Annotated in this window: 25 protein-coding genes; 13 read left to right on the top strand and 12 right to left on the bottom strand. The window is 35.6% G+C overall.

Annotation, left to right across the window (positions count from 1 at the left end):
• The first annotated feature begins 89 nt into the window (after window positions 1–89).
• The 3 genes from M2373_RS21165 (at window position 90) to M2373_RS21155 (ending at window position 2,941) form a co-directional block, all read left to right on the top strand.
• The gene (locus M2373_RS21165; RefSeq protein ID WP_259113293.1) at window positions 90–887 is read left to right on the top strand and encodes a Cof-type HAD-IIB family hydrolase; all 798 of its coding nucleotides are present in this window, start codon (window positions 90–92) and stop codon (window positions 885–887) included.
• A 246-nt stretch (window positions 888–1,133) separates the two neighbouring features.
• Window positions 1,134–2,027 carry an AraC family transcriptional regulator gene (locus M2373_RS21160; protein WP_259113292.1) on the top strand — a complete coding sequence of 298 codons (894 nt, stop codon included), beginning with the start codon at window positions 1,134–1,136 and terminating at the stop codon, window positions 2,025–2,027.
• An 80-nt stretch (window positions 2,028–2,107) separates the two neighbouring features.
• Window positions 2,108–2,941, top strand: coding sequence for an SDR family oxidoreductase (locus M2373_RS21155; RefSeq protein WP_259113290.1), 834 nt, complete (start codon window positions 2,108–2,110; stop codon window positions 2,939–2,941).
• An 83-nt stretch (window positions 2,942–3,024) separates the two neighbouring features.
• On the opposite strand, the gene M2373_RS21150 is transcribed toward M2373_RS21155, so the two are convergent.
• Together M2373_RS21150 and dinB are read right to left on the bottom strand one after the other, a co-directional pair.
• Window positions 3,025–6,099: a DNA polymerase III subunit alpha gene (locus M2373_RS21150; protein ID WP_259113289.1), complete on the bottom strand. Its 3,075-nt coding sequence runs from the start codon at window positions 6,097–6,099 to the stop codon at window positions 3,025–3,027.
• Window positions 6,100–6,109: 10 nt separating this feature from the next.
• Window positions 6,110–7,252, bottom strand: a complete 1,143-nt coding sequence (gene dinB / locus M2373_RS21145) for a DNA polymerase IV (protein WP_259113287.1) — start codon at window positions 7,250–7,252, stop codon at window positions 6,110–6,112.
• A gap of 61 nt (window positions 7,253–7,313) precedes the next feature.
• Here dinB and M2373_RS21140 point away from each other — a divergent pair, with 61 nt between their 5' ends.
• The 4 genes from M2373_RS21140 to M2373_RS21125 all read left to right on the top strand — a co-directional run bounded on the left by M2373_RS21140 (window position 7,314) and on the right by M2373_RS21125 (window position 10,126).
• A complete protein-coding gene (locus tag M2373_RS21140) occupies window positions 7,314–8,090 on the top strand; it encodes a LexA family transcriptional regulator (RefSeq protein WP_259113286.1) in 777 nt (258 codons plus the stop codon).
• Window positions 8,091–8,222: 132 nt separating this feature from the next.
• Window positions 8,223–8,831 (top strand): alpha-ketoglutarate-dependent dioxygenase AlkB, encoded by a 609-nt coding sequence (locus tag M2373_RS21135; RefSeq protein WP_259113284.1) that lies wholly within the window; start codon window positions 8,223–8,225, stop codon window positions 8,829–8,831.
• Between the two features lie 41 nt (window positions 8,832–8,872).
• Window positions 8,873–9,010, top strand: a complete 138-nt coding sequence (locus M2373_RS21130) for a hypothetical protein (protein WP_259113282.1) — start codon at window positions 8,873–8,875, stop codon at window positions 9,008–9,010.
• Window positions 9,011–9,211: 201 nt separating this feature from the next.
• Window positions 9,212–10,126: an exodeoxyribonuclease VII large subunit gene (locus tag M2373_RS21125; RefSeq protein WP_259113281.1), complete on the top strand. Its 915-nt coding sequence runs from the start codon at window positions 9,212–9,214 to the stop codon at window positions 10,124–10,126.
• 14 nt (window positions 10,127–10,140) lie between these two features.
• On the opposite strand, the gene M2373_RS21120 is transcribed toward M2373_RS21125, so the two are convergent.
• Window positions 10,141–10,542: a YebY family protein gene (locus M2373_RS21120; RefSeq protein ID WP_259113280.1), complete on the bottom strand. Its 402-nt coding sequence runs from the start codon at window positions 10,540–10,542 to the stop codon at window positions 10,141–10,143.
• Window positions 10,543–10,720: 178 nt separating this feature from the next.
• Between M2373_RS21120 and M2373_RS21115 the strand changes: the two genes are divergently transcribed.
• The 3 genes from M2373_RS21115 to M2373_RS21105 are packed head-to-tail and all read left to right on the top strand — an operon-like array spanning window position 10,721 to window position 13,380.
• Complete coding sequence (locus tag M2373_RS21115; RefSeq protein ID WP_259113278.1) at window positions 10,721–11,698, top strand: aldo/keto reductase; 978 nt, start codon at window positions 10,721–10,723, stop codon at window positions 11,696–11,698.
• Between the two features lie 11 nt (window positions 11,699–11,709).
• Window positions 11,710–12,447, top strand: a complete 738-nt coding sequence (locus tag M2373_RS21110; RefSeq protein ID WP_259113277.1) for an SDR family oxidoreductase — start codon at window positions 11,710–11,712, stop codon at window positions 12,445–12,447.
• Between the two features lie 18 nt (window positions 12,448–12,465).
• Window positions 12,466–13,380: an AraC family transcriptional regulator gene (locus tag M2373_RS21105; protein ID WP_259113275.1), complete on the top strand. Its 915-nt coding sequence runs from the start codon at window positions 12,466–12,468 to the stop codon at window positions 13,378–13,380.
• 285 nt (window positions 13,381–13,665) lie between these two features.
• On the opposite strand, the gene M2373_RS21100 is transcribed toward M2373_RS21105, so the two are convergent.
• From M2373_RS21100 to M2373_RS21085, 4 genes are read right to left on the bottom strand one after another with little or no spacing between them, the layout of a single operon-like run.
• Entirely contained in the window at window positions 13,666–15,255 is a 1,590-nt protein-coding gene (locus M2373_RS21100) for an MFS transporter (protein ID WP_259113274.1), read from the bottom strand.
• A 2-nt stretch (window positions 15,256–15,257) separates the two neighbouring features.
• Window positions 15,258–16,304, bottom strand: coding sequence for an HlyD family secretion protein (locus M2373_RS21095; RefSeq protein ID WP_259113272.1), 1,047 nt, complete (start codon window positions 16,302–16,304; stop codon window positions 15,258–15,260).
• A gap of 10 nt (window positions 16,305–16,314) precedes the next feature.
• Window positions 16,315–17,649: a TolC family protein gene (locus M2373_RS21090; RefSeq protein WP_259113271.1), complete on the bottom strand. Its 1,335-nt coding sequence runs from the start codon at window positions 17,647–17,649 to the stop codon at window positions 16,315–16,317.
• On the bottom strand, window positions 17,636–17,896 hold the full coding sequence (locus M2373_RS21085) for a hypothetical protein (protein ID WP_259113269.1): 261 nt from the start codon (window positions 17,894–17,896) through the stop codon (window positions 17,636–17,638). The genes M2373_RS21090 and M2373_RS21085 overlap by 14 nt, the downstream gene beginning before the upstream one ends.
• A gap of 92 nt (window positions 17,897–17,988) precedes the next feature.
• On the opposite strand from M2373_RS21085, the gene M2373_RS21080 reads away from it, so the two are divergent.
• Window positions 17,989–18,768: an AraC family transcriptional regulator gene (locus M2373_RS21080; RefSeq protein WP_259113267.1), complete on the top strand. Its 780-nt coding sequence runs from the start codon at window positions 17,989–17,991 to the stop codon at window positions 18,766–18,768.
• A 106-nt stretch (window positions 18,769–18,874) separates the two neighbouring features.
• On the opposite strand, the gene M2373_RS21075 is transcribed toward M2373_RS21080, so the two are convergent.
• Genes M2373_RS21075 through M2373_RS21065 form a run of 3 tightly spaced genes read right to left on the bottom strand, consistent with a single transcriptional unit; the run spans window position 18,875 to window position 20,396 of the window.
• Window positions 18,875–19,261, bottom strand: coding sequence for a VOC family protein (locus tag M2373_RS21075; protein ID WP_259113266.1), 387 nt, complete (start codon window positions 19,259–19,261; stop codon window positions 18,875–18,877).
• Between the two features lie 29 nt (window positions 19,262–19,290).
• Complete coding sequence (locus tag M2373_RS21070) at window positions 19,291–20,055, bottom strand: AraC family transcriptional regulator (RefSeq protein ID WP_259113265.1); 765 nt, start codon at window positions 20,053–20,055, stop codon at window positions 19,291–19,293.
• Between the two features lie 14 nt (window positions 20,056–20,069).
• The gene (locus tag M2373_RS21065) at window positions 20,070–20,396 is read right to left on the bottom strand and encodes a helix-turn-helix domain-containing protein (RefSeq protein ID WP_259113264.1); all 327 of its coding nucleotides are present in this window, start codon (window positions 20,394–20,396) and stop codon (window positions 20,070–20,072) included.
• Window positions 20,397–20,515: 119 nt separating this feature from the next.
• Here M2373_RS21065 and M2373_RS21060 point away from each other — a divergent pair, with 119 nt between their 5' ends.
• Entirely contained in the window at window positions 20,516–21,289 is a 774-nt protein-coding gene (locus M2373_RS21060) for an SDR family oxidoreductase (RefSeq protein WP_259113263.1), read from the top strand.
• A 200-nt stretch (window positions 21,290–21,489) separates the two neighbouring features.
• On the opposite strand, the gene M2373_RS21055 is transcribed toward M2373_RS21060, so the two are convergent.
• Both M2373_RS21055 and M2373_RS21050 read right to left on the bottom strand, forming a co-directional pair.
• The gene (locus M2373_RS21055) at window positions 21,490–22,410 is read right to left on the bottom strand and encodes an AraC family transcriptional regulator (protein ID WP_259113262.1); all 921 of its coding nucleotides are present in this window, start codon (window positions 22,408–22,410) and stop codon (window positions 21,490–21,492) included.
• A gap of 54 nt (window positions 22,411–22,464) precedes the next feature.
• Window positions 22,465–23,238: an SDR family NAD(P)-dependent oxidoreductase gene (locus M2373_RS21050; RefSeq protein ID WP_259113261.1), complete on the bottom strand. Its 774-nt coding sequence runs from the start codon at window positions 23,236–23,238 to the stop codon at window positions 22,465–22,467.
• Between the two features lie 683 nt (window positions 23,239–23,921).
• Here M2373_RS21050 and M2373_RS21045 point away from each other — a divergent pair.
• Window positions 23,922–24,365, top strand: a complete 444-nt coding sequence (locus M2373_RS21045; protein WP_259113260.1) for a JAB domain-containing protein — start codon at window positions 23,922–23,924, stop codon at window positions 24,363–24,365.
• Window positions 24,366–24,367: the final 2 nt, after the last annotated feature.

Below are 24,367 nucleotides of genomic sequence, written 5' to 3'. Positions count from 1 at the left end.
AGATTTTAAAATTGATTATAATTTTATGCAAGGAAGTTACAGTAAAAAATTGTTTGTATTTTTATAGAATAAATATTGTAGTATTTAATATGAATTCTGAAAAAAGACCCAATATTAAAGCTGTCTTTTTCGATATTGATGGTACGTTAATCAGTTTAAAAACCAAAGTAATTCCAGAGTCCACTCAAAATGCCATAAAGAATCTTCGGGAAAAAGGTATAAAAGTTATTGTGGCAACAGGTCGGTCTATCAATGATCTCAATCACATTAAACATATTGAGTTTGATGGCTTCCTTACTTTTAATGGAGGATATTGTATGACGATCGATGGTCAGGTGATGTTTAAACAAACTATTCATCCTGATGATATTAAGAATTTGATTGATCACTCAGAAAAGTCGAGTGTGAGTTTTTCATTGATGTATGAGGATAAGGTAAGAATCAGCCACGAAAGTCCACAAGTTTTGGAGTTATATACTCATGTGAATCTTCCTGTACCTCCTTTGTATGATAGAGAAACTCTTGATATAGAAAATGTTTTGCAGGTTAATATTTTTATTGACCCTGAAAATGAAGTGTCATTTATGCAAAAAGTAATGCCTAACTCACTCTCCTCAAGATGGACATCTTTATTTGCTGATGTCAATCCGGGAGGAATAAGTAAGCAGAAAGGAGTAGAATACTTTTGTGAACATTTTAATATTGATGTCACCGAAACGATGGCATTCGGAGATGGCGGAAATGATATTTCTATGCTAGAGTTTGTAGAAATTGGAGTTGCGATGGGAAATGCCGGAGACAATGTTAAAGAGATTGCCGATTTTGTAACAGAGGAGGTTGATAACCACGGTGTGGAGAAGGCTTTGATGCATTTTGGTTTATTATAATAATAACAAATTTCTTATAATATTAGTTTTATCATAGTTAATAATAAAATGTTGATCAAATCACGCTTACTTCTGTTTCAGCGCAAATTTTTACTTTGCTATGTTGCTAATTATTTTCATCAAAGCTTCTACAAATACTTATAGAAAAGCCTTCTAATTTAATCTTTCTTTTTATTATTAAATATGAATGGATGATATAAAAAGTAAGTCTGTCAGTAAAACAATTTTTTTAATTAATTTTATAAAATGCAGAAAAATATTGAATCATTTTACAATCAGAAATTTGATGAATTACCATCCTTGCCACCTATTGGTGCAGGTGATTTCAATGTTTTTTCTTTATCAGAAACTAATGGAGGAAGAATCCCTTCTCCATATGCTCGATATGATTTCTTTAAAATAATGCTGATTGATGGTAAGCATCGCTGTCATTTCGCTGATAAAAGTATTGCTATAGAAGGTGATACTTTGCTTTTTTTTAATCCAAAAGTTCCATATCGCTTTGAACGACTGGCAAAAAATGCTGTTGGTTTCTTTTGTATTTTCAAAGAATCTTTTTTTACCGAAAGTCATAGGAATGGAGTAGACGGTTTGCCAGTTTTTTCACCGGGAAACAAGTGGGTGTATAGTTTAAATGAAGAACAGGTCTCTGAGGTTTCAGCTTTGTTTGAAAAGATGAGAGTGGAAAATAAGTCTGATTATCAATTTAAATACGATTTAATACGAAATTATGTTTCTGAACTGATTCATTTTGCAATGAAAATGGAACCGGATGAGAAACTTTACCAACATCCAGATAGTAATCAGAGAATTACCTCTATTTTTACCCATTTACTAGAAAATCAATTTCCCATCGAATCTTTGGAAGATTCAGTAAAAATGCGCTCGGCAAAAGATTTTGCGGATAAGATGGGCGTACATACTAATCATCTTAATCGTGCCGTACGCAGCACAACGGGAAAAACAACGACTCAGCATATTGCAGAGAAAATGATAGCCGAAGCCATTGCATTGTTGAAACATACGGATTGGAATGTTGCCGATATCAGCTATAGTTTAGGCTTTTTACAGCCTGCACATTTTACCTATTTTTTCAAAAAACATACTCAAACTACACCAACCTCTTTTCGTCTTGTTTGATTTTCGATAGTATTCGTTTGGTTTCGGTAAACAGCCAACAGATGCTCCCTCATATCTTTGTATGAAATAAAGAGTATAATATGGATACTAAAAAAGTTTGGTTTGTTACAGGCGCCTCAAAAGGACTTGGACTTACTTTGATTAAACAATTATTAGAAGCAGGTCATCAGGTGGCTGCAACTTCCCGAAATGTAAAAAACTTAAATGAAGCTGTGCAATTTAATAATGCTGCATTTTTGCCGCTATGTGTCAATTTAGGTGACGATAATAGTGTTGCTGATGCCATACAACAAGCTTATGAAAAATTTGGAAGAATAGATGTCGTGGTTAATAATGCCGGATATGGTATCGGTGGTACTATGGAGGAGTTAAGCGACGAAGAAGTGCGTAGAAGCTTTGATGTTAATGTATTTGGAACTATCAATGTAATTCGTAATGTGCTACCAATTCTTCGCAATCAGGGGAATGGTCATATAATTAATATTTCTTCGATAGCCGGTATTTCTCCTACAAGCGGCTGGTCAGTATATGGTGCTACTAAGCATGCTGTTATTGGTTTAACCGAAGTTTTGGCAGAAGATGTAAAATCATTTGGTATTAAAGTAACTCTAATCGCTCCTGGAGGATTTCGTACTAATTTCAATAATCCGGACTCTTTGGTGTTGGCAAAAAATAAAATTGATGCCTATTCACACATTCATACATCCTTATCACGTTTTGAGGGAATGAGCGGAAGCCAAAACGGTGATCCAGAAAAGGCAGCAATAGTGATGAGAGAAATAGCCGATATGACGGAGCCTCCATTATATCTGCTTTTAGGCAGTGATGCTTATATGAGGGCATTGGGTAAGCAGGATTTGTTGAGTAGCAGTTATAAGCAATGGGAAACATTGACAAAATCAACAGATTTTTAAACTTTGTAATAGAGTGTAATAATTCCTATGATTTTTTTAAAATGATAGGAATTGTTTTGAAATAACCGGTCATGTAATTAAAACTATAACATTCTATGTCTGGGCAATCCAATTTCCTTTTCCTGCGGATAGGGTTGTCTAAAGGTCAGGCTCACATCTTCGCGAAGACTATTTTCAACTTCTTTAGCTTTGACTTCATCCAAAGAATATCGGGGATCTGCAATCAGTGGCATTTTTGCCATTTTGGTAATGGTAACCGTAGGGAAATGATAATCCACTTCAACAGTTCCCAATAAATAGTAAATGCCGCCCTCCTTAAAAGGAAACTGTCTAAGGCTATCAGGAAAATGTGCGGTGTCAAAATACTGCCCTTCAGCATCGATCCATGTTCCGAAATACATATCATCTTTTTTATCAGGATGGTTTTTCATTTTAATAGGAACATGCTTTCTGGAAATAAGATAAGCTAACATTTTTACCTGTTTTTTGTGATACTTCAAAAGGTCTTTTACCAAAACATGACCTCTGTATTTTGTTTTCAATAGATCAAAAATAGAGTAGGAGACGGGGAAGCCTAATATTTCAATTTCATCAAAAGCATCTTCCAATGGATTTCTTTCAATAACTGGCAACTTATAATCTTTTTGAGGTTCATCAAATAATGATATAGCTTTTGTTTTATATTGATTCTTAGATAATAGAAATCTTGCCTCGATCAGCAATTCATGTTTTTGTTTTCCCGTGAATCTGAAAGCCCCGACAAAAATTAAAATCTGTAAAGTTTCAATACCGATATGGACTCTTTTTACAAAATCTTGCAATGATCTGTAATCACCATTTTTTTTGCGTTCTTCAGGAATCAATCGTTTAATACTCACTTCCAGTTTCTCAATATGCATCAAACCTAAATAGACATCTGTTCCATATACAGTTGTCTGGAATTCACTTAGGTTAATACAAGGATTATGAATGGTAGCTCCGGCCATTTTCGTTTCATGAATATAAACTTCTGTTCTGTAAAATCCCCCTCCGTTATTAATGGCAGACACCATAAACTCAATGGGGTAGTAAGCTTTTAAGTAAAGACTCTGATAACTTTCCACAGCATAAGAAGCCGAATGGGCTTTACAAAATGAATAACCTGCAAAAGATTCGATCTGCCGGTAAACTTCTTGAGAGAGTTGCTCAGAATGCCCTTTTATTTTACAGGATTCGAAGAAGTCCTCTTTTAACTTTTGTAAAGCTGAAAGAGACCGCCCTTTGCCACTCATTGCTCTTCGGAGAACATCACCATTCGCTGCTGAAACCCCTCCAAAATGCATGGCTATTTTAATAACATCTTCCTGATATACCATAATTCCATACGTTTCACCTAATTCTTTTTCAAATACTTCGTGGAAATATTCGAATTGACCGGGATGGTTGTGTCTAAAGATATATTCCCGCATCATTCCACTCTGTGCAACTCCTGGACGGATAATTGATGAAGCCGCAACCAATACTTTATAGTTGTCACATTTGAGCCTTCTTAATAAACCTCTCATAGCAGGTGATTCAATGTAAAAACAACCTATAGTTTTTCCAATACTTAAAAACTCATTACACTTGATCTCATTTTTGGAAATTCTGGTGTCTTCAATATCTATGGTAATGCCTCTTTTTTCTTCAATTAACTGAACGGCATCCTTAATTGTTCCCAAGCCTCTTTGTGATAAAATATCAAATTTTTCCAAACCAATATCTTCTGCCGTATACATATCGAACTGGACGATGGGAAATTCTTTTGGCGGAAATTCTAAAGCAGAATAGTTGGTAATCGGTTCTTCGGAAATCAGAATTCCGCAGGAGTGCATGCTTCTTTGATTGGGAAATCCTATCATTAATTGCTCATATTTATAAATCTGTTGAACGACTGAATTTTGATCGTGTAATTCTTTAGGTTTTTTGGAAAGCTGATCCAGTTCATCTTTAGGAAGACCAAATACTTTTCCGAGTTCTCTGAATCTTGATCTTCTTTTAAATTCTACATTGGTTCCACAAAATGCGACATGATCTTTACCATACTTTTTAAAAATGTATTCAAGAATCGTATCACGATTTTTCCAACTCCAGTCAATGTCAAAGTCGGGTGGTGATTTACGATTCAGATTTAGAAATCTTTCAAAATACAGATCAAGCTCTAAAGGGCATATATCTGAAATTCCCAAACAATAAGCTATAATGCTGTTAGCACCACTTCCTCTGCCAACGTGCATAAAGCCCATCTTGTTACTGTACTGAATAATATCCCAGGTAATTAAGAAGTAACCACAAAAGTTCAGTTGGTCAATCACTGTCAATTCTTTTTCAACTCTTTCAATAGCTTGTTTGTTTTGATTAGGATATCTCCGAATCAAACCTTCATAAGCTAATTTGGATAGCAATTTAAAATCATTTTCCTTGCTGTCAGTATAATGCTTTTTATTCTTCGGGTTTTTAAAATCAAAGTCAAAACTAGATTCATTGACGATATGTTTGGTATTTTCAATGATTTCAGGGTATTGTTCATATTGACTTAAGAGCTTTTTCTTATTGGTAAAAGATTCATTTGTTCTACAATAATCTTTTTCATTAAGTTTGGTAAAAAGTGTATTAAGATCAATAGCCCGTAATACTTTGTGAAGTTCATATTCATCATCGGTTTTAAAAGTTACCGGATGTAAAATGACCATTTTGTGAATCAAAGATTTTAATTCCGGATTGATGAGTAAGTTTAATTCTTCTTGTCTTATTCCAATAAACTCGTGTTCCAACAGTTTTTCGGGAATATTCTGTAAAGAATAGATGATAAAACAATTATCTAATTTTGGATTGGTTTTTGGAATTTCGATGCCTTCGCAGTTATAATCGGTTAAAAGCCTATTGACTTCAGCGATGCCTTTGGGATTTTTTGCTAGGCATATGTAGAATTGCTCATTTTCAACTCGTACATCAACACCTACAATCGGTTTGATACCATTTTCTTTACATAGATTATAGAACTGATAGATTCCTGTTACGGTATTAATGTCTGTCAACGCCAAAACTTTCAGTTTATAATCCATAGCCAACTGAACCAGATCTTCAACAGAAATAGTTCCATAACGTAAGCTATGATAAGTATGACAATTGAGAAACATAAACTGCTTTTTAATTTAAAAGACCAGAAGCTCTTCCGACGCTCTTGGATCCAAAACGATCTTTGATTTTATCCATAGATTGATATAATGATATCAGTTCTTCTGTATCCTCGAAAAGATTCATTTGATGGTTTCCGTGAACTAAGCCTGTAAACCTTACACCTACGAGACGAATTCTCATTCTTCGGGTATATACTTTTTTAAACAACTCTAAAACGTATTTTAGCAGAGTGTGATCCGCTGAAGTATATGGAACCTTGCATTGCTTAGTCTCTGTGTCGAAGTTGGCATACCTTATTCTTACAGAGACTGTTGAGGTGAGCCATTTTTCATGTCTCAGTTGATAACACAATTGTTCAACCATTCCTGAAAGAATGCTTCTGATATTCTGAAGATCAATAGTATCTTCAGAAAAGGTAGTTTCAGTGGATATAGATTTTCGTTCTGAATACTGAACGACAGGGTTATTGTCAATGCCGTTGGCTTTTTTCCAAAGTTCAATACCATTTTTACCAAGTAGCTGCTGCAGTACATCGACTGGCATTTGAGAAAGAGTTTCTATATTTCTAACACCCAGTCTTGAAAGTAATTGAAAGGTTACATCACCTACCATTGGGATTTTTTTGACAGACAATGGATTCAAGAACGGCTGAATTAACTGAGGCTTTAATTCTAATTTCCCGGTAGGCTTAGCCTCTCCGGTTCCTATTTTTGAAACTGTTTTATTGGTGGAAAGAGCAAAGCTTATAGGTAAGCCTGTGTTTTTCATAACGATACTCGCAATTTCAGAAGTCCATTGATAGCATCCAAAAAATTTATCCATCCCGGAAAGATCAAGATAAAATTCATCTACGCTGGCTTTTTCCAATACTGGTACTTTTTCCTGAATAATTTCTGTTACTAAATGTGACATATTGGAATAATATTCCATATCTCCTTTGATGACCTGAGCCTCGGGACATAAACGTAAAGCCATCCTTATAGGCATCGCGGAACGAACACCGAATTTTCTTGCTTCATATGAACAGGATGCTACTACACCACGGTCTCCACCTCCTATAATTACAGGAATACTGTTCAAACTGGAATTCTTCAGTCTCTCACAAGAAACGAAGAAGGTATCCAGATCCATATGAACAATTGATTTTTCCATGCTTCAAAATTATTACGTTTTGTAGCAATATTTCGTATATTTGTTGCTATAAATTATAGCAATGTCAATTTTTTCAGAAAACATGCGGTATTTAAGAGGTAGGCTAGATGTTTCCCAACAAAAGGTGGCTGATGATCTTTTAATTACCAGAGGCAGATATGGTAAGTATGAAGATGGTGCCACAGAGCCTCCTCAAGAGATTTTAATCAGAATCTCTAAATATTATAATATCAGCATCGATTTACTTTTGACAATCAATATCAGCAAATTTCCTATCGATGAGATTATGGAACTTCCTGATAATAGGATTGTTCTGCCCATTAGGGTTGATAGTGATGGAAACAATGAGATTGAGATTATTCCGCAAAAGGCTTCAATGGGATACCTGAATGGATATAGTGATCCGGAATATATAGAAAGTCTTGAGACTATTTCGCTTCCATTTTTACACCACGGAAAATTTAGAGCTTTTCCAGCTGGCGGCGATTCTATGCCACCCTATAAAGATGGAACCTATATTGTAGGAAAATATATTGAAGATCTCTCTGAATTGAAAGCGGATAGAACTTACATTTTTATTACGTCCAATGATGGGATTAGCTACAAAAGGTTTCAGTTTCACGAAGCAGATAGTATTTGGGTTAAGGCCGATAATAGTTTTTATGATCCATATAAAATTCCATTGCCTGAAATTAAAGAAATCTGGGAATTTGCTTGTAGTATCAATACAAAAGAATACGAGCCTGATGAATTTGCAGAGCATCATATTCAAAATTTCATCACAGAGATTAAAACTGATATCAAACAGATTAAAGAAAAAATTAGGGATAAGAAGTGAATTCATTTTGAATAATTCCCATAGTTCATTAATCAAAAAACTTCCCCGAGGGGAAGCTAAAAACACAAATGATGAAAAAAATCCCGTATAAACAGGATATAACAAATATAAATATTTCAAAAGAAAATTGCAATGAGTCAGCTGAGTTTATTTGATGCAGAAGAGTTTTATGAATTTCCAAAAGACCTTTTGGAATACAGGGAAAACTTTCTGAACAGGGAAGAAGCTGATTTGCTTAAAAATTTACTTCTTAAGAATACTCCTTGGGAGCAGCGTACTCAGAAAATGTATGACAAAACGGTTTTAACTCCCCGTCTTACAGCTTGGTTTAGTGATAATTCATCTTCTGATTTGGATGGAAATGTATCAGGTGCAAATCCTTGGACTCCTGAATTGCTATCCTTAAAAGAAAGAATAGAAAAAGAATTCGGCTATCAATTCAATGGTGTTTTGCTTAATCTTTACCGGAATAACAATGATTCAGTTGCTTGGCATAGGGATAAAGAAAGCAGATATGGAACACGACCCGTTATTGCCTCGATCAGCCTCGGAGAAATCCGGAATTTTGATTTTAGAAAAAAAGACCATCATCAAAGCAAATACAGTCTTCCTCTTCCTCATGGTTCACTGCTCATTATGAAAGGAGATCTTCAGGAGAATTGGGAGCATCGAATTGCCAAGTCAACTAAACCGATGAAAGAAAGAATTAATCTTACCTTTAGATTGATTAATGAATTGTGATAAATTTGCAGAAATCCTAATGAAGATCGGCTCTATATCGTATGAATAATGACATCAATTTTCAGACTTATTCTCCCACTTCAGTAATTGGGCTTTTTAGCAATGCCCTTAAGCTTCATGCTACCGTAAATTTGATATATCTGAAAGGAAGATATGCTTATGGCGGCGGAAAATCCTAGGGAAATTATTATTATGACCTCTTATTTTCAGAAGGTGATCATACTTCAATAGGAGTTCGTATCTCTTCATTACTTAGGAGTAAAATTATTAATAATGAAATTTATACCCTTAGAGGATATATTGAGAAAAGTATTAAAAATTCTTCGATAGAACTGCGATTTGTAGTTGATGAAATCATCCAGCAGGAAGAAAAGTCGATATTGGAAGAGGAATTGGAAAGATATGAGCTAATCCAGCGAAAACTTGAAATCGGATCAAAAGATCTAGAAACTTTGATTAGAGATAAAATGCTCAAAGATGAAAAGGTGAGGATAGCTAATATTTACGGGAATAACGCAATTGTTCAAAAGGATTTTTTAGAAGGTCTGGATGTTTCTGGGCAATATTTTGAGATCGATGACCATAGTTGTAATATTACCTCCTCAACAGCAATCATTTCCAAATTGAATGAAATCTCATCTATGGAGTACGATATAGTTGCTTTAGTAAGGGGAGGAGGCGACCGTCAGAGCATGGAGACATTTAATAATATTCAACTTTCTGAGTTGTTTATTGAACTTAATAAAGTAACGATTACTGCAATCGGACATACGGTCGATGAAACCTTGCTTGACAAACTCGCAGATAAACGTTTCCATTTACCCCACGATTATGGATCAGGATTGCATGCCATAGCAGAAAAATTGTCTCATGAACGCTCCAATTCAAGAGCTCTTTTAATCGATGAGGTCAAGAAAGATGTGTCTAAACAGTTTTCTGAGCAGGTCAAAACTTTAACAGAACAGTTATCCAAAAGGAACGAAGAATTCCAGAAACTTCAGGAATCATCCGTTAAACAACTTCAGGATACGCAGAAGAACTTTAGCGAACAGGAGAAGCAACGAAAAGAAGAATTGGAAAGCTATAAAAAGGAGATGCATACGCTTCATGAAAGGAATATACAGTCTGCAGTCAATGAAAAGACGGCCGCTATGAAAGTGCGATTGGAAACACTGAATCAGGATAATGTAAGACTGAATCAGGAATTACAAAACAGCAAAACTGATTATGTAAAGATCATCTTTGCACTTATATTGGCATTGGTCATCGGCTTTTTTCTGGCAAAAACTCTTTAACATGATCAACTGTTTTACTTGTTCTCGCACAGGGTCAGTCCCTGTGTTATAAAATCTCCATAGGAAATCTTCAACCCTGCCCAATTTGGATCGTCCAACCATATCTCTTCAACTTTGCTAATGGATTTGTTGTCATGAGAGGCGCCTTTTGCCGATCCATTTAGGGCATAGACCTTTCCATCATTTGTTCTACCATATATTTCGGTATAACCGGAACAATACACCTCAATCTCATTGACAGAAAATGGCCATTCACCGATGTAGGTTTCTTTAGTGAATTTGAGAGTGTTTTTTTCGGCAGGTGTACTACATGATAGAATTAAAGATAGGATTGAAAGTAAAGAGAAGTTTTTCATAGTTTTAAATATATCACCAAAAGTAATAAAACGATTAAGTTGTTTTTTACGGGAATCCATAAAGTGGAAAATATAAGTGATGTATCTGTTCCATTGATAGTGGGATCGCGCTCAATTGAAGAATATGGAATACTTCTGAAGATCTGACTACAATACTTACCAATTGAACTACTTTTTTAAGAATAACAAATAAGAATTTTGTACTTGAAATTTATTCAGGTTTAAAAACAAAAAAGTTATGCAAAAAAGAAAATTAGGAAATAGCGGGTTAGAAGTTTCAGCATTGGGTTTTGGATGTATGGGGCTCAACTTTTTAGAAGGTAAAGGTCTTGATAAAAAAGATGCTGTAAGTCTTCTTCACAGTGCAGTTGACAGAGGTATCACATTTTTTGATACAGCAGAAGCTTATGGTCCTTTTACCAACGAAGAATTGGTTGGTGAAGGATTACAGCCTTACCGAAAAGATGTGGTAATTGCTACGAAATTTGGTTGTAGAGATGGTAGTCCGGTAATTGGTTTAGACAGCAGACCGGAGACGATAAGAGCAGTAACTGAAGCTTCTTTGAAAAGATTGAAAACAGATTACATTGATTTATTGTATCAGCACAGAGTTGATCCTAATGTGCCGATAGAAGATGTTGCAGGAACAGTAAAAGATCTGATACAGGAAGGGAAGGTGAAATACTTCGGTTTATCTGAAGCAAGTGCTAAAACGATTCGAAAAGCCCATGCTGTTCAACCTGTATCAGCATTGCAAAGTGAATACTCTTTGTTTTGGCGTGAACCTGAAGATGAAATTATACCTCTGTTGGAAGAGTTGGAAATTGGTTTTGTTCCGTTTAGTCCTTTGGGTAAAGGTTTTCTTACAGGGGTAATCAATAAAAAATTGGAAGATGCTGACCGTAGAAATGTTATTCCCCGTTTCACAGAAGAAAACATCAAGGCTAATCTTGTGCTGGTAGATGCTCTTTCTGAGATTGCTCAACAAAAAAATATAACGACTGGACAATTAGCGTTGGCTTGGCTCTTGGCTCAAAAGCCATGGATAGTACCAATACCCGGCACCACAAAACTACATCGTTTGGAAGAAAATATTGCAAGCACCGAGGTTATACTAACAGAGGATGAATTGGCAAAGATTGACAAAACAGTAAAAGGTATTACGCTTGTAGGTGACCGGTATCCTGAATTTTTAGAAAAACAGATTGACAGATAAAACGAACAAGAATGCAAAATATCAAAGGAAAGGTAATAGCAATTACAGGTGCCAGCAGCGGCATGGGTAAAGCCATTGCGGTGGAATTGGCAAGGGAAGGCGCAAAAGTCGTTTTGGGTGCAAGACGTGCAAAACAATTACAGCAGGTTGTTGAAGAAATTAAAAACAAAGATGGTGAAGCCATCTTTGTTCCAATTGATGTAAAGAATAAAGCTGATCTGGTTGGATTGGTCAATGCAGCAGTTCAGCATTACGGAAAATTAGATGTCATTGTAAACAATGCTGGGGTGAGTCAATTAAGCAGGATTGATGACTTGGATGTTGATGGATGGGAAGAAATGATTGATATTAATCTTAAAGGCGTTTTATATGGAATGGCGGCTGCAATTCCTGTTTTCAAAGAACAAGGGTCGGGACATATTGTGAATATTATTTCAACAGCAGGGATAAAGATCGTACCCATGCAGGGGGTCTACGCCGGAACTAAAAATGCGATCCGAACTATTGGAGAAGCGTTTCGTCAGGAGTCAGACGGAAACTTGCGTATTACAGGGATTTCACCTGGATTTGTGAAAACAGATTTTGCAAACGGCATTAAGAATGAACAAATGAAATCAGCTATTCAAAATGAAATGGAACAAATGGCTATAGATCCTGTAGCCATTGCCAATGCAGTAATATATGCTATCAGCCAGCCCGATGATGTTGAAATTGGAGATGTAGTGATTCGTCCATCCAAGCAAAATTGATTAAATTAGTGAATGAAAATGCAGAAACAATCTAACATCAGTCATATTAAAAGCATATCTCAATTAGTGCGTGTGCTGGGATTTCCTGCGCCAATGCATCCTTTGATCGCCTTGGTGGATTACAATGACGTTTCAATTGAAATGTTTCCAAAAGGGCAAAAGGTAAGTCTTGATTTTTATAAGATTTCCTTTAAACCTACTTTTACAGGACATATCAAATACGGACAGGGATATTATGATTTTGAAGAGGGTGGATTGGCATTTTTAAAACCTAAACAAATCGTTTTACCACCGGAAGAAATAGAGAGTTACGAAGGTATTGCTCTCTATTTTCATTCGGATTTTATTCGGAATTATCCTTTGGGGAAAACAATAAACCAATACGGATTTTTTTCCTATGATGTTGCAGAAGCTCTGTTTTTATCAGCCAAAGAAAAAGAAATTATTGCCAATCTATTTGCTTCAATAGCTAATGAACTGAACAATAATATTGACAGTTTTAGTCAGGATGTTTTGGTTTCACAAATAGAACTGTTGCTGAATTACAGCAATCGATTTTATAACAGGCAGTTTATTACGAGGAAAGCAGTTAATCATGATATTATTACCGCTTTGGATAGGCTTTTAAATAATTATTTCGATGAAGAAAATAGCCTGAAGAACGGTTTGCCGTCTGTTAAATATATCAGTTCCGAATTAAAACTTTCTCAACGCTACCTGAGTGATATGTTAAGTTCATTGACAGGGTTCAATACACAGCAATACATTCAGAATGCAGTCATAGAAAAAGCTAAAGAAAAACTGTCCACGACAAATCTTTCTGTTTCGGAAATTGCCTATGGGTTGGGTTTCGAACATTCTCAATCGTTCAGCAAGCTTTTTAAGATGAAAACCAATGTTTCTCCTTTGGAGTTCAGGCAGTCGTTTAATTGATTCAGCTGTATGAAAATGAGTATATCTTTAAAATGGTGTATTATATGAAAAGAAACCTTTTGACTAATTGATATATTCCAATCCACCATTGAGTTCATCAATTATAGATTCCAATTTTCCTTTGTTTGGGGACTTAAATTATATTCTACGGTCGATGGAACAGCGGCAAAAAGCTGTACGGGTTATAATGCCGTTTTCTTCCATGTTTTTCAGTTCCTTCACCAGCATTTGTCCTGATCATAAATTCATCCATAAGAAGCTTTAAATACATTCAAAATATGATTTTCAATAAGGCATATTACCTTTTCTTAGTCTCAAAACAATATTTTGAATTTGAGGTAATAATAGTAAAATAACAATGACGAAAATCACACCTGTCAACATCAAGTCATAATAATCTCTAGTAGCACGAGCCAATATCTGATGTCCTACCATTTGATTGAAATAGCCTGTGGATACTGCTTTTGAAGTATAGATGTCGCTACCTGCATTTATGTATTGATTTTGAATATCCAGTAAGGTAGTTGGTAATTGAGGGTTAGTTTCCGTGAGTGATTCCCGGATCTTTTCTCGAACTCCTGATTTTGCAAATAATTGAAGTTCGTTATTCAGTGCCAGACTAGCTGTAAACCCAATAAACCTAGCCAAAATACCAACAAGCGATGCGTTTATAGCAATTTGGGGAGGTGCTGATGAAGCGGTAAATGAAACAATAGGAACAAATAAGACTCCTGTTGCCACACCATAAATAAACATAGGTAGAATGAAATCAATTGTTTCGCCCTGTACAGAAACAAATAGTATCATATAAGCATAATAAATCGCCATTATTCCAAAGCCAACAATAATCATTCTTATCAGGTTGTAGCTCATCAAGACAAATCTGGAGATAATGAACATACTAACTGTAGTTCCAAAAATTACAGACGTCCATATAGGGATGGTGCTCAGTGGGTCATTTCCTAAAATTACTTCAAGATAGCCGTAAGCAAGTCCTGTACTTCCTTTAAAAATATAAAATGTAAAAAGTAGTAATAGCCCAATGACAAAATTCTTTGTCTTGAAAATCTGTAAGTTGATTAATGGTCGTTTAAGCTTCAATTCTCTAACGATGAAAAGCGAAAGAATAATTAGATTGATTACACTAAGAATAGCGATTAATGAACTACCGAACCAGCCCAATTGTCGCCCATATACAAGGATGTATCCTAAGATTAAGATAAAAGACACGTAAAACAGATAACCGATCCAATCCACTTGATACAATGGTATCTTTTTGGTAAACCTGGCTTTACTGTTCATTGTTAGCAATACAATAATTGTCAAAATGATGAGTATGACAATAAATCCGTAGAATAGCCAGTTAAAATCAAAAAAATGAATGACCAAGCTGGTAAAAATAGAATAAAAAGGAACGGCAATCTGTATGCTGCCATACAGTAGGCTAAAAGCAATTACGCGTGCACGTACAGACTGTAATCTTGGAAAAATCATTTGTAAGACGATGCCAGACATCAATGCACAGGTAATCCCTTGAAAAAACTGGCAAATAACAAACAATGTCCAATCTTTGAAATGAAAACAGATTACAGAACATATCGCATTTACGGCAAGAGCAATCAGTAAATATTTCCTAGGTGTAAAATATTTTACAATCCGAAAATCAAGTGCTAGGAAAGCTACGGTAGAGCCATAGATAACGACCATACCATATTGAACATCGGTAGACTGTACGCCGTAAAAACCCATAGCTGCAGCTGGACTTCCGTAAAAGGCGAAGCTAAACAGACAGGTCATCAGAATAGCAAATATGACGGATCTCGCTATCCATTCAGATACCCAGGATTTAAAAATAGGTATTTTATGTGCTTGCATCATTAATCTTTTAAAACATAAACATTGGCATTCATTCCGGCAGAGAGTTTTCCTAATTTTTCAGGTGTATCGATTAGTTTAATACGAACGGGAATCCTTTGAATAATTTTTACAAAATTACCTGTAGCATTATCTGGTGGCAGTAGGGAATAACGTGAACCTGTGGTGGGCGAAAGTGATTCGATAGTACCATTGAATTTTTCATTCGGAAAGGCATCAACTTCTATGGATACCGCTTGTCCGATCTTGAAGTTGCCAATCTGTGTTTCTTTAAAATTTGCAATCACCCATTTTTCCTCGGCTTTGTTCACCAGAAAAGCCAGTGTTTGTCCAGCTTGTATCAGTTGACCTTCTTGAATGGTCTTTTTACCAATTTGTCCATCAAAAGGTGCAGTGATAACCGTGTATCGAATGTCTAATTCCTGTCTTTGAACAAGTGTTTCTTTAATTTTTATCTCTGCTTGTATAGCATTATGTTGAGCTCTAAAATCATTAAGTTTAGATTCTGCTACTTGTAAAGAAGCTTTAGCCTGATCATAATCTGACTGTGCAATGGATAAAGAAGCACTGATGTTATCGAATTTCTGTTGTGTGGTAGATTCATCTGCTAGTAGATTTTTATAACGGTCAAATTCTTTTTGCTGTTGGTTCAATCTTGCTTTAGCTCCTGCCAATTGTGCTTTTATAACCTCAATGCTTTTAAGCTGTGTTTCTTCGTTAGCCGTCAAAATTGGTAATTTGGCGTGTGAACTCATGAGCTCTGCTGATGCAGCATCTTTTTTCAGTTCATACTCGTCTAGTTCAATCACCACAAGCGTATCGCCTTTTTTAACAAGCTGATTGTCCTTGTAATATATTTGGCTGATATAGCCACCGACTTTTGCGTTTATCGGTGAGAGATAAGCATCTACCTGTGCATCATTAGTTTGTTCATAGCGATATCCTTTTAAGAAATAGGTGGCTCCCCAAATAATGATCCCTACGAATAATGCGATACCAAACCATTTGGTTAGGCTTACAATAATTTTATCTGTTTTATTTTTGTTCATAATTTTTTTATTAAAGAATTCCTATAATTGCCAATAGTCTGATATGGGTTATTTTTACGTTTGTTTGTGCTGTTGTCAGATTAAATTTTGCTTCTAATAAAGCGTTTTCTGCTTCCAAAAGATCGGTCATTAACGATTCCTGATTTAAGTAACTACTTCTGATAACACGGACAGTTTCCGTAGTTTTAATGATATTTTGTTCTGCCGTTTCCACGCTCTCCAAAGCCTGCTGTTGCTGTAAATAAGCTTCTTTTACCTGAAGAGAGATTTCATCCTTCTTCATTTCTACTCTTTCTTTAGCCTGATTGCTGACAACTTGGGCACGAGCAATGGTATGTTTGCTTTTGTACAAATTATCAATCGAATACTGTACTTTAATTCCTGTCTGACCAAATCCCCACAAGTCATTTGAATACGGATAAAAGGAAATCTGTGGATAGTTGTAATTATAGTTAGAGTACAAAGAAACTTTGGGCAATAGAGTAGCTTTCACTTGTTTTACATTCAGTTCGCTCCATTTGATGTCACTACCGGCTATTTTGTATTCTGGAGATTTGTTAAAAGCAATGTCTACATAGTCATTGTAGTCACCTTCTGTGATAGCGTTTAATTCAATTGTATCTTCGTATTTGATTGCTAGTCCCATATCATTTTCACGTCCCATCAGAATATTGAGCCGTTGTTTGGCGATTTCAATCTTTTTCGTAACATCGGAAAGATTAAGTTCCAGTTGAGACAATTTCACGGAGGTTCTCAGTACATCACTCTTTAATACGGTGCCGTTTTTATGCAGACTTTCTATCAATCTCAATTGCTTTTTTTCTGCTTCAATCTCTGCATTTAGAAAATCATAGAAATGCAAAAACTTATATAAATCAAAATAAGCAACTGCAACATTATATTTTACACTATGCTTTTGCAGATCCACTTCATATTGTTTTCGTGTCTCTTCTTCCTTTTTCATGGCTACGTTTCTCTTGTCCTTACCTCCGTTATAGAGGTTATAGTTTAAGTTGTATCCCACTCCGTACCCATAACCTTTTACAGGCACATCTTGTGGAGAGGAGAATAATCCATTGTCGTAAATCAGAAATTTGGAATTGAGTTTTAAGTCCCCACCTACTGAAAGTTCGGGCAACAAACGGTCTTTGGCTTCCAATATTTCTATTTTACTTTGCTGAAGATTTAGATCAGATAGTTTCAGTTGTCGATTATTCATTTCTGCAACTTTCCATATTTCTTCCAAACTTAAAGGTTGGACTTTTTCTGTATGCTGAGCGTAAATATGGGGTGCAAATAACAGCATCAGTACACCCAGAATCGGAACTGTTTTATATTGTTTCATTAGTTTTGTTTTTATAAATGATTGGTTTCTTTCTCTTTTCTAACCATTGTTTTATAAGCTTTTTCAACTCATCAAAAGCAAAGCTTAAATCGACCATTGGCATAAAGGGGCTGGAATAGGCACAAGACAGCCAGTAAATGTTGGCTTTATCAATTTCTTCATTTGTACGAGGTAATTTATGTTCGGATTTTTTGACTCGTGTTTCAAGTTCAAAATCTTTGTCGGGTTTTATGATTTTACGTTTCATAATGATTCTGGTACTATTAATACTGCAAAATTATCCAATACACTTAGTTTCATTTTTATATAATTAGCCTAATATTTGCTATATTTGGCCACATGGATATACTTGGTCAATTAATAAGTAGTGTGGATCAAAATCCCGATTCAATCCTCGTGATGAGACAACAGACGGAGCAGCGCTTGCCCTCTCATCAGCACGATAAGGCTCAGTTATTATTGGTTTATGGGGGAATTGCTTATTTACAAACAGACACAAAAGATTTCTATATTCCATCTAACCATTACATATGGATACCAAAAAATTATCCGCACAATCTGATGTTTAATACACAGGATTTGTACATTATCAATATTTACTTTCCAGACGAAAAAGATGGTGAATTTTATGATGAGCTGGGTATTTATCCGGTAAGCAAACTTCTGGCAGAAATGCTTTCTTTCAGCGAGAAATGGCAAGGTGATTATTACAAAGGTTCGTGGGAATTTGAATTTCTATCCACGCTTAAAAATGTATTATCAAAGGAAAGCCTCAAAAAATTCTCCATTCAACTTCCCACAACGGACGATCAAAGGCTCAATGCCATAATCGACAGTTTTAGAAATCGATTAAATGAAAATTTAAGTTTAGATAATATTGCTCAGCAATCAGGAATGAGTGTGAGAAGTCTGACCAGATTATTCCAAACGAAATTACATATCACTTTTGTTCAATACTTAAAGATGCTGCGTATTATCAGAGCGATGGAATTGATAAAAGATACAGATCTGAACATGACCGAGATTGCCTATGAAATCGGTTATTCGAACATATCTGCTTTTAGCAATAATTTTCATCAACTGACCAATATGAGACCTTCTGAATTTAAAAACAAATAAGAAGTCTGGCTGTATTAGTCCTAGCTATAATCTTTCCTAAAATAGCGAGAGTAATTTTATTTACGTGATCTTGAATTCAGTGGTCTATTGGCAGCTGTTAGCTATGTTATGCAATATTACCCTTAAATGGATTAACACTTATTTCTATCATCAACTTTTCAAAAAGGAAATAGAAACCGAACGTGTTCCTGATTTTCTTAGGTTCACTTTCAAAGTGTAAGTCCGTTTCTGTTTTTAGCTTTTCATAGATATCCCAAATTGCTTGCTCATCATTCTGATAAAATCCAATGTGGAAATTCTCCGGATATTCAGGCATATTTTCCTTGTGGTTCAATTCCTGTCCCCAAACAACTAATGCAAAATTATGGTCATTTTCCAGAACTGCCATTTTGTTGTTTCGATTGACAATTAAACTAAAACCTAAATGTTTTGTAAATAAATTTACTGCTTTATTTACATCTTGTACAACGATATTGATGTGGTTTAAATTCATTTTGTTCTTGTTTTAATTACAGAGCAAAATTACTTTTCGGGCATAAGGCTCAATTGGATAAATCGGTCGTTTTCGTTTTTATTTAAGATAATTGGTTTTACTCCTGCAAACTTTTTCACTTCCCTGATAAAATGAGATTGGTCTGCATAATCGAGTTGAGGGTAGAAATCCCCATTTTTTAGCTGTTTTAATGAGTTGGAGAAACGGATAATGTTGAGATAGGTTTTAAGCGTTACGCCTAACCATTTATGGAAATAACGGTTCATTTGTCTGCTGCTCCAAAAAACATTTTCTTCGAGTTCTTTTACAGTAATTTCTCCTTTAGAAGCATGAATAAGTTTAAATAATTTCTTTTTTCTGTCGTCTATTTCTTTAGATAATAACGAAGAAATGATCTTAAAAGTTTTATGGTAAAATTGGTTGAAATCGTTCAGATCATCTCTTGAAAATCCCCAGTAATCTGTCGGAAATGTTTTCTTCATGTTATTTAAATCCGCAAAAGATTGTTTGAAAATATATTCGGCAGCGATGGGATAAAAGCTGATTGCAAACATTGTAGATTTGGGAAATGGAGGTTTAGTGATGGGAGCAGAACATACTCCGGAAACGAAAATTTCAAAATTTCCATTTTCATCAGCTAACAGAAATAAATCTATTTTTCCATCGGGAACTATAATTCCTTCTTTTTCTTCATCAGAATGGTTTTTTACCATCCAGATACTTTCCACAATATTTGTTAGCGGTTCATCAGGTTGAATACAGATATATTCTAATTTATTTATTGGGAAATCCATTTTTAATCAGCATGCTAATTGATATATTCCAATCCCCATTGATAAAGATCATTAATGATAGGCTCCAGTTTCCTTCCTTTAGCAGTTAAATTATATTCAACGGTCGGTGGAACAGTGGCAAAAGCTGTACGGGTTACAATGCCGTTTTCTTCCATATTCTTTAGTTCTTTCACCAGCATTCTTGTACTTATGCCGGGTATCATTCTTTCCAGTTCTTTGAAACGCCTTTTTTCAGGAATCAGCGCATAAATAATGGACATTGACCATTTTCCGCCAATAATATCAAGGATTTTCTGGAGCTCACATTTATTTTCCGTTTTTTCAATAATTTCTTTTTCCATAACTATATGATTACCAATAAAAGTTACTTTGGTGTTGCTAATATACAATCGTGTGACTACTTGCAAAAGTAAAGTAATGGAAATAGATTTGCAACTTAATTTTAAAAATACAATCAATTATGTATGATTCTTTAAAAGGAAAAATAGCTCTGGTAACAGGGGGAACAAAAGGGATAGGTAAGGCAATTGCGGATAAACTTAATGCTAGCGGAGCAATTGTTGTAACAACTGCCCGTACAGAAGCAAACGATAACTCTAGCAACCATCATTTTATTGCTGCTGATCTTACTCAGGCAGACAGCGCAGAAAAAATTGCAAAGGAGATCCTGGAAAAATACGGTAAAATAGATATTATCGTTAACAATGCCGGAGCCAATTTAAGCCCCGGTGGAGGTTTTAATACATTGGAAGATGAGCACTGGTTAAAAGACTGGGAACTTAATTTCATGTCAGTTGTTCGTATGAATAAAGCCTTATTGCCTACAATGCTTAAACAGAAGGAGGGTGTCATCATCAATATTTCGACAGGAGCAGCCAAACAGCCCATCTGGGAAATGACCATGTCATATTCATCAGCGAAAGCCGCATTAAATGCTTATAGTAAAGCATTGGCAAATGAAGTAGGGTCTAAAGGAATAAGAGTAAATAGTGTATCCCCGGGTGTTGTAAGAACTCCGCTAATGAATGATTTTATTGAAAATATTGCTCAGCAGTCAGGAACTAGTTTTGAAGAATCTTTCCAAAATGTGATTGATGCTGTTGGTGTGCCAATTGGAAGAATGGCTGAGCCTGAAGAGATTGCCAATACAGTGGCTTTCTTGGCTTCTTCAGAAGGATTGTATATAACAGGTGCTAATATTTCTGTCGATGGCGGGGCGTCACCAACAGTTTAATTGTTATAAATATTAGAGATAAAATACAATCTGTATAATTTAATCTATCAAAGCATTGATTTGACAATACGGTTAAATCAGTGCTTTGATACTAATAGTTAAGGCTTCAGGTATTTAAAGCCGCCAATTGATAAATTTAGAATATAAGAGATTAGAATAAATCTTATATATACTACCAAATAGCAGATTTAAAACCGCTATCAGTTAAATGAGTTACGAAATTCCAAAGGCGAGAGACCCGTCCTTACCCTAAACATCTTGCTGAAAGACTGTGGATGCTCAAATCCCAATTCATAAGCGATTTCAGCTACTGTTAGATTGGTATTGGTCAGTCGCTCCTTTGCTTTTTCGATGACTTTGCTTCGGATATACTGCTGGGCATTCTGTCCAATTAGTGAGCGCAGGAGATCGCTCAGATATCCGGATGAGATTTTAAGCTGATCCGCAACATACTGCACAGTCGGAAGACCTTGCTTCAATGATAGCTGATTGTTGAGATAATCCTCAATAATACTTTCAGTTTTTTGAAGTATATCATTATTAGCCCCTTTTCTGGTGATAAACTGCCTTTTATAAAACCTGTTGACGTAGCTTAGCAACAACTCCAACTGAGCAATTACAACTTCCTGACTGAACTCATCTACACGGCTGTTCAGTTCCTGCTCCATGATTTGATAAACCGACAGAATGATTTCTTTTTCACTGTCCGAAAGATGAAGCGCCTCGTTGGAGGCATAAGAAAAGTAGCTGTATTGTTTTATTTTTCGTGCGATGGGATGACCCAGCAGAAAATCAGGATGGATCAGTAAAATATAGCAATAGGTCTCACTGTTATAATCGGTGCTTCCTACTAGCTGGTCAGGTGCCAGGAACAACATACTGCCTTCATCATAGTCATAGTAATTCCTGCCATACTTTAATCTTCCTTTATTTCTGGTGATAAAGGTGATCTTATAAAAGCTAAGGATATCATAGATCGGTGCCATAGCTGTATTAAAAGGATTATCCTTGTTAAAATGGACAAGGCTGATCAGCGGATGCTGCGGTGCAGGTAGTCCGAAAGCCTGATGACTTTCCGATATTGAAATGAATCGTACCAGTTTATCTTCTTTGGGTTTCATACTATAAATGTATAAAAAAACCTACGACCATAGATCATAGGTTTTGTGTTAAAACTACCAAGGAAGAACATTGTCTTCCCCGCTAAAATCGGCAGGACCTGTGAAGCTTCCTGTCGGAAGATCTTCAGCTAAAGCAACTCTGATCGGTTCTTTTGAACCTTCCTCTACAGAATCCGTTCCCTGAAAATTATTGAGCGCTGTCGCCGTAAATCCAGGGCTTACCAAATGAACTTTGATATTAGTGTCTTCCAATTCTATCGCCAATGAAAGAAAAATTCCATTAAGGGCTGTTTTGGAAGCGCCATAGACTGCATCAAAATTGGAACGGTATGGGTTTTGAGGATTGGCATTTATACCAAGAGATCCCAAAGCACTGGAAACGGTCACAATCCTTGCGCTGTCTGCTTGATGCAACAGAGGCAAAAATGCTTGTGTCAATGCTAATGTTCCGAATACATTCGTATCCCAAACCGTTTTAAGCTCATTGATTGGTGCAATACTCGCACGCTGAGCACCCAAAACTTCCTCCATCGTACGTCCTGATGCGCCTGCATGAGAGACTGCTGCATTATTGACCAATAAGCTAAGGTATCCATGCTCTTTTTCTACAACCTTGACTGCTGCACTGATAGAATCTGAATCTGTAATATCCAGCTGAATCGCTTTTGCTGATTCACCCAGTTCTTCAACAGCCATTTCACCTTTTCGAAGGTCACGAGAGCCAACATATACAATATACCCTTTATCTACAAGGGCTTTAGCAATTTGGAATCCTACACCGGTATTCGCACCCGATACCAATGCTACTTTATTTTCATTGTTCTGCATAATTTTTATGTTTTAAAATTGATGAAGCAAAGTTCCGCATTGAAAGAACAAATAATGTATCCCAATCAGGACTAGTTGAAGCCGAATTGTATATTTTCAACATTCACTATTTTAAATGATTAAAGCTATTGAACATTCAGTACTATCTTCATATTCTTTTTAAGTATTGAATCAATTATCTAAAAATCATTTTTCAACTAAAATGTTCCCTATGAGGCTGTCCGATTTTCTATAGCAAATATATTCCGTCGTCACTACTGAAAAAAATCTTTTTGGGTATCCGGAATCAGAGATTCCAAACCCTCCACAAATAGATTTCAAGCTTTCATCAATCTACTTTTTTATTGTTTTCAAGGAATTGATTGCAGTTTTCATTGTGACTGCCTGAATAGTAATCCGCATAGAAAAGTCAGAAACCTCACAAGATGCAAATGCAGTTCATTGAAATTTTGATCCTTATTATTCTTTTGATATCAATAAGTATAACTGATAAAATTGTTAACCGAATTATCAGAATAAAGCGTCAACGCTTTATCAGATATTTTGAATCAATTCATTACATCATACGATTAAATAGAATAGAAAAAGTCAAAGTTTCCTTCAAGCTGCAATTTCAGAATCGATAAGGTTTTTAATGGTAGGTGCGGGAAAAACAGGTCTCCGCCGCACTCGGAGCAGATTACATGAAATTCAATATTGTTAATGAAATCAAATTAAGCTATTCAAGAAAAGGAAATTGTGAAAGGTCTATAGCATCGTCGAGGGATGCAATGGAGATTTTCAGAGAGCATTTCGATGCGGATGAGCTGGACTATCGGGAATCTTTCTTTGCATTGTATCTGAATCAGGCAAACAAGGTATTGGGAATTAAGAAAATATCTGAATCCGGAATTTCTTCAACATTGGTCGATGTCCGAATTGTGTTACAGGCGGCTCTTCTTTGTAATGCCTCGGGGATTATTGTTGCCCATAATCATCCCTCGGGAAATTTGAATCCTTCTTCAAGTGACATTAAAATGACTGCTCAGATTAAAGAAGCTTCTAAGGTGATGAATATGACTTTGCTGGATCATGTGATCCTGACTTCGGATTCTCATTATTCCTTTGCGGATGATGGGATGATATAAAT

Origin of the sequence: Chryseobacterium sp. JUb7, from assembly GCF_024806495.1 — a bacterium.
GTDB lineage: Bacteria > Bacteroidota > Bacteroidia > Flavobacteriales > Weeksellaceae > Chryseobacterium.
This window is presented reverse-complemented; position numbering and strand designations above follow the sequence as displayed.